This is a genomic window from Pectobacterium carotovorum, from assembly GCF_900129615.1.
Taxonomy (GTDB): Bacteria; Pseudomonadota; Gammaproteobacteria; order Enterobacterales; family Enterobacteriaceae; genus Pectobacterium; species Pectobacterium carotovorum.
Map to the genome: position 1 here is coordinate 616,852 of NZ_FQWI01000002.1, position 6,723 is coordinate 623,574.

General features: G+C 52.3%; 4 protein-coding genes. All 4 read right to left on the reverse strand.

What is annotated here, in order from left to right; translation table 11 throughout:
• Positions 1-386 precede the first annotated feature (386 nt).
• Complete coding sequence (licT, locus tag BUB06_RS07075; protein WP_080726764.1) at positions 387-1,235, reverse strand: BglG family transcription antiterminator LicT; 849 nt, start codon at positions 1,233-1,235, stop codon at positions 387-389.
• A 148-nt stretch (positions 1,236-1,383) separates the two neighbouring features.
• Positions 1,384-2,811, reverse strand: a complete 1,428-nt coding sequence (locus BUB06_RS07080; protein WP_039471046.1) for a glycoside hydrolase family 1 protein — start codon at positions 2,809-2,811, stop codon at positions 1,384-1,386.
• A gap of 64 nt (positions 2,812-2,875) precedes the next feature.
• Complete coding sequence (locus tag BUB06_RS07085; protein WP_039471047.1) at positions 2,876-4,792, reverse strand: beta-glucoside-specific PTS transporter subunit IIABC; 1,917 nt, start codon at positions 4,790-4,792, stop codon at positions 2,876-2,878.
• A 329-nt stretch (positions 4,793-5,121) separates the two neighbouring features.
• A partial coding sequence (tkt, locus tag BUB06_RS07090; RefSeq protein ID WP_072886124.1) for a transketolase occupies positions 5,122-6,723 on the reverse strand: 1,602 nt, incomplete at its 5' end.

Consider the following 6,723-nt stretch of genomic DNA (forward strand, 5'->3'; position numbering starts at 1 on the left):
CCTTTCTTCATAAGACATGAAAAAATAAATGGGTTTTTCTTATCAAAAGAAAAGGGCTTATGCGGTATGTGATTTGCCAAACGGCATTTTTTGACACCTTTTCTCTTTTAATCGTCAGGGTAAAACAGGACAAATAAAAAAAGGTTATAAGTTATAAGCGAGCGATTTTGTTACTTTTGTTATTGGATTACGGGAGTGTGAAATGGATTTTTTACTATGATAAACAGAATGATAGCATTTATTTCTTTATTATCTTGACTGGGTTGAAGGCTAAAGAATAAATATCGCAAAGCAAAGGCAATCAGAACATATACCCGAAAGGGGACCGGTGATAATGGCAGAAATCTTGCCCAATAGCGGCATTTCGCCTGGCTATTGGGAAGGGATTATTTTTCCGGTGTGATGCGGACGATATGAATAATCAGGTACAGCATTTCATCGTTAGAAATGTCGATATTGAGCAGGTTATGAATATAGTCTTTGATCAATCGACTGCACTTATAGGCATCAGGATATTCTTTGGTGACTTGCTCAAAAATAAAGTCATCATTTGAATGAATCAGGCTATTTTCCAACAGACGCTGAATAAAGAATTGCATGTGCGTCAGGAAACGGGAGTAATTAATCGACTCTTTATCAATCACGATATGGAAGTTGTACTGGATGATATTAAAGATATCTTTCAGCATCTTGACCGACTGGAGCGTGTTCTCCATATTCTGGATGTCGGTTTGGGCATTGACTAAATGAAACGCGATATTGCCTGCTTCTTCTTCGGGCAATTCCAGCTTCATCTGTTGGTTAATGTCGTTGAGCGCCCGTGAGGCAATCGCGAATTCCTGCGGATAAAACCGCTTTACCTCATAAAGTAGACGATTTTGTATGCTGATGCCTTTGCGATAGCGCTCAATCGCAAAGCTGATATGGTCGATCAGCGTAAAAAAGACCTGCTCGCTCAAACGACCATGAAGCTGCCGGTTCGCATCATCAATAATCTTATTCACGATGTGAACATATTCTTCCCCGACGTGTTCAATGAGACGGGCAAATTCACGTGGCGATGTACCATCCTTGAGAATAAAAGTCTTCTCAATTTTGGCCGGATCGAGAATATCTCCGGTCTTGCTGTTAAATCCGATTCCTTTCCCCATAACAATGATTTCGTTGTTATCTGCATCGGAAGATAACACCAGGCTATTGTTCAGTATTTTTATTGCTTTTATCGGTTCAGCCATCATGCGTTTCTTGAGTGATTCAGTGGGAAAGCCAGTGAGATAAGCCTGCTTCATGACGTGTCACGTTGCGGGAAATAGGCTTCCTGCAACGTGACATATCCGGCGTCGTGCTCATCCCCGTTTTAACAACGTTTACTGGATATCGGTATCACGGGACGCTGGGAAATAAGCGCGCTCCATTTGATTCTATGACACCTTGATACCAGTAAAAACTTTTCTTTTTGATGCGGCGCAGATCTTTCAGATCGAATTCGTCACGGTTCACGTAAATAAATCCGTAACGCTTGCCGTAGCCCTGATGGGTGCTGACCACATCGATCGCCGACCACGGGCAATAGCCAATAAGATCAACGCCATCGCTGATGGCGAGCTGCATCTGTTCAATATGGCGAGCAATAAAATCGATGCGGTATTGATCGTCGATCGTACCGTCGGCCTCAAGCTTATCCGGCGCGCCCATGCCGTTTTCCGTAATCAGGATCGGCAGATGATAGCGCTCGTAAGTTTTCCGCAGCGTTAAGCGTAAGCCAATAGGATCGATCACCCAGCCATAAGGCGTTTTATCAACGTACGGGTTTTCCGCTGCGCGATAGACGCCGGGTTCGCCCAGCATGATTTGCTGATCGCCCGCGCGGGCGCTGACATCCGACGCATCGCCTTTGCTGGCGGCAATGGTGGCGGTGGAGTAGTAGTTGATCGCCACGTAGTCGGGCTTTCCTGACTGTAGAATATCGTCATCGCCGGGTAATTTTTCCGGTGCCAGACCGCGATCTTCCAGATAACGCCAGGCCAGCGCGTTGTAGCTGCCGTGTACGGCAACATCCAGAAAACTCCAGCAGCGCAGCGTTTCCCAGTTGTGTGCGGCGATAGCATCTTCCGGTTTGCTGGTGGCCTGATACATAGACGTGGTGTTGATCGCCGGACCAATCAGGCCATTGGGCGCGAGTTCGTGACACAAGGTCATGACCTGAGCCTGCGCCAACATCATGTGGTGGTTTTGCTGATACAGCACTTTTTTAGACGGTAACACGCCACCTTCCGGCAGGCCAATCGCGCCGGGATGCAGAATCATGGTGTTCTGCTCATTGATTGTCAGCCAATATTTTACCTTGTCGCCGAAATGCGTAAACAGCGTACGGGCGTAGTGAACAAAGGCATCAATCGTGGCGCGATTCTGCCAGCCGCCTTGTGCCTCAAGACAATAAGGCAAATCGAAATGGTAGAGCGTGACGACGGGTTCGATATTGTGCGCATTCAACTCATCAATCAGATTGTTGTAAAACGCGATACCCAGCGGATTGATGGCACCGGTGCCATCGGGAAGAATACGTGTCCAGGCGATAGAGAAGCGATAGGCCTTTAAGCCCAGCTCTGCGAAAAGCTGCACATCTTCTTTAAACCGATGATAGTGATCGCTGGCGACGGTGAAGTCGGCAGTGTTTTCCGGGTGCTTGCATTGATCAATGATCGACGGGCTTTTCCCATCGGCCTGCCAGCCACCTTCTACCTGATAAGCCGACGTCGACGCCCCCCACAGAAAACCTGCCGGGAAGTGTTTTTGCTGTTGATAGTGCATATTTTTCTCACATACAGGGAGACTGAAAAGCATTGGGCACCTTGCCCAATGCTTTTATGGATCGTCAGGCGTTCACTTTAATGATGGTATCCATCGGGGCGATCGGCTGCGGTGCGGTGCAGACGACGCTGGCGTACTCATCGCTATTGATAATCACGACTGGCGTAACCGGGTCATAACCCAGACGCGTGATTTCATGCAGATCGAAGCTAATTAGCCTGTCGCCAGCGGTGACGCGGTCGCCCGGTTTGATATAGCCAGTAAAGTGCTTGCCGTTGAGGTTCACTGTGTCCAGACCGACGTGAATCAGCAATTCCAAACCGTTGTCAGCCCGGATGCCGATGGCGTGTTTAGACTCAAGGAACGTGATGATTTCGCCACTGACGGGCGCGACCACTTCACCGTTGTCAGGAATAATCGCCACGCCTTGCCCCAGTAATCCCTGTGAGAATACGTCATCGTTAATGTCACTCAGCGCGACCAATTTGCCGGACAGGGGACTCATAATCGCTTGCTGTTCCGCATGGCCTTCTGCGGCCTGCGGTTTTTGCGCGGTATTGGCTGCCGGTGTCGCTTGGCGTTGATCTGCCTGAGCTGAGTCGGTTTGGGCACTGTCAGTTTCATCCACCGGATCGTCGAATCCCATGATCCAGGTGAGAGCAAACGTGACGACAATCGCAATGGCGCAGGTGATCAGTGCATGGACGATGTTCATCGGGTTTTCACCAATGAAAGCAGGCAGCGCTGCCAGCCCTGGTGAGACGAAGGCGTAGCGAACCAGCCCGGCTAAACCGGCATAGATGCCCGCACAGCCCCCGCCAATCATGGCGGCAATCAGCGGTTTCTTCAGTTTCAGCGTCACCCCGTACAGGGAAGGTTCGGTGATACCCAGCAGCGCGGTGAAGCCCGCCGAAGAAGCCAGCTGTTTCAGATTCTTGTTCTTGGTTTTAAACGCAACGCACAGCGTGGCGGCACCCTGAGCAATGTTAGAAGCCAGCATGCCGGGCCCGTTGATCATTTCGAAGCCGTTACGGGTAAGCTGCGAGGTGGCAATCGGCGTCATCGCCCAGGCCGTACCGGTGATCACCAGGAACGGTTGCAGGCCACCCATCAGCATCGGGATTAACCAGCTTGCCTTGCCGTCAATGATGGCCGCGCCGCTGGCGACCAGATCGTTGAGGAAAATACCGAAAGGCCCAATCACCACTAACGCCAATGGCGCGGTAAACAGCAGCACGATCATCGGCTTGGTGAAGAAGGTGATCATCGACGGTGAGACTTTTTCAGCGAATCTCTCGATGTAGGACATGATCCATACGGTGAGGATGATCGGTAACACCGATCCGGCATAGTCCGCCAGCCGTACCGGAATACCGATAAAGCTGATGGGCCCGCCTGATGCTAAAAGCTGAGCCAGATTCGGGTGCAGCAGTGCGCCAGCAATTGTCATCGCCAGAATTGGGTTACAGGCGAACTTGATGGAGGCACCGTAAGCCAGCAGCACGGGCAGGAAGAAAAAGGCCGCATCGGAGATGGTATCCAGCAAGCGATAGGTCGTGCTGTCGGCAGAAATTAAGCCAGTCAGCTTGAGGATTGCCAGCAGTGCTTTGATCATCCCTGCGCCGGTAATTGCTGGAATGACGGGGGTAAAGGTGGTGGAAATCACGCTGATGATTTGCGTAAAAATGCCGCCTTTTTTCTGCTGCTTGTTGCCAGCATTGCGCTGGCTGTTCATCTCGCCAATCTCATTCAAAATCGCGCGATAGGTGACTTGAACGTCGTTGCCGATCACCACCTGAAACTGGCCGCCGCGATCGACCACGCTGATGACGCCGGGAAGTTTAGCAATCGCCTCTGCCTGTACGGCATGGCTGTCGTTGAACTCGAAACGTAAGCGAGTGGCGCAGTGGGTCAGTTTGCTGACGTTCTGCTTGCCGCCGCTCAATGCGAGGATGTCGACCCCAAGTTTTTGATAATTCATTTTTTGATAATCCATAGTTTTACCCTGTGTTGACGCCAATTAGGCCAAAAAAAAAGACCAAAATAAAAATGCACCTCTAAAAAAGAGGAAATGCATTTTTACTTTGGTCTTGCCTGCCGAAGCAGTAGCACGCCGCGATAAAAATAGGCTGGTGCAACTTGTGGTGTTGCGCCGCAATATCAGCATGCGGCGCTGGAGTCATGCAATATACTCAGGTGAATTAATTGATCTGGATCACAAACAATAGTGCGGTTTGCGATCCTTTTGCGCGCGATATCGCAGTCTACTACTGGTGTTTTACGGCATCGTCAGTCTACCGAACCACCGCTTTACTTCAGCAGCGCCTGCGCTTTTTCGACCACGTTATCGACGGTGAAGCCGAATGCTTCGAACAACAGCTCAGCCGGTGCAGATTCGCCGAAGCTTGTCATGCCGACAATCGCGCCGTTCAGACCGACGTACTTGAACCAGTAGTCTGCAATACCCGCTTCAATCGCTACGCGCGCCGATACCGCTTTCGGCAGAACAGCTTCATGGTAGGCTGCATCCTGCTTGTCGAACGCATCTGTAGACGGCATGGACACCACACGCACCTTGCGGCCTGCGGCGGTCAGTTTGTCATACGCGCCGACAGCCAGTTCAACTTCAGAACCGGTGGCAATCAGGATCAGCTCAGGCTGGCCATCGCTGTCTTTTAGCACGTAGCCGCCTTTCGCCACGTTTGCCAGTTGTTCAGCGGTACGGGGTTGCTGTGCCAGATTCTGACGGGACAGGATCAGCGACGTCGGGCCGTCCTGACGCTCAATGGCATATTTCCACGCCACCGCGGTCTCCACCTGATCCGCCGGACGCCAGTTGCTCATATTCGGCGTCACGCGCAAGCTTGCCAGCTGTTCAACCGGCTGGTGCGTCGGGCCGTCTTCGCCCAGACCGATGGAGTCGTGGGTGTAAACGTAGATGCTGCGGATTTTCATCAGCGCAGCCATGCGCACGGCATTACGCGCGTATTCCACAAACATCAGGAAGGTCGCGGTGTACGGTACAAAGCCCCCGTGCAGCGCAATCCCGTTGGCAATCGCCGTCATACCGAATTCACGCACGCCGTAGTGGATGTAGTTACCCGCGTGGTCTTTATCCAGCGAGACCGAGCCGGACCAGATGGTCAGGTTGCTCGGTGCCAGGTCGGCAGAGCCGCCCAGGAATTCCGGCAGCAGTTTGCCGTAAGCTTCCAGCGCGTTCTGTGAGGCTTTGCGGCTGGCGATTTTCGCCGGATTGGCCTGCAAATCGTCGATAAATTTCTGCGCGTCTGCCTGCCAGTTAGTTGGCAGTTCACCGCCGGTGCGGCGAGTGAATTCGGCAGCCAGTTCCGGGTAGGCGCTGGCGTAGGCGGCAAACGCCTCATCCCAGGCCGCTTCCTTACGCTGACCGGCCGGTTTCGCGTCCCAGGCAGCATAAATGTCAGCCGGGATATCAAACGGCGCGTGCGTCCAGCCCAGCTGGTCGCGGGAAGCCGCGACTTCCGCCTCACCCAGCGGGGCACCGTGGGAATCATGCGTACCAGCCTTGTTCGGAGAACCGAAACCAATCACGGTTTTGCACATCAGCAGCGACGGCTTGTCAGTGACAAGCTGGGCTTCGCCGATGGCGCGTTTGATGGCGTCCGCATCGTGACCGTCTACGCCACGCACCACGTGCCAGCCGTAGGCTTCAAAACGGGCAGCGGTATCGTCGGTAAACCAGCCTTCAACGTGACCGTCGATGGAGATGCCGTTGTCATCATAAAACGCAGTCAGTTTGCCGAGCTTCATGGTGCCTGCCAGCGAGCAGACTTCGTGAGAAATCCCTTCCATCATGCAGCCGTCACCGAGGAAGGTGTAGGTGTGATGGTTAACAATCTCGTGGCCCGGACGGTTGAACTGTGCGGCCAGCGT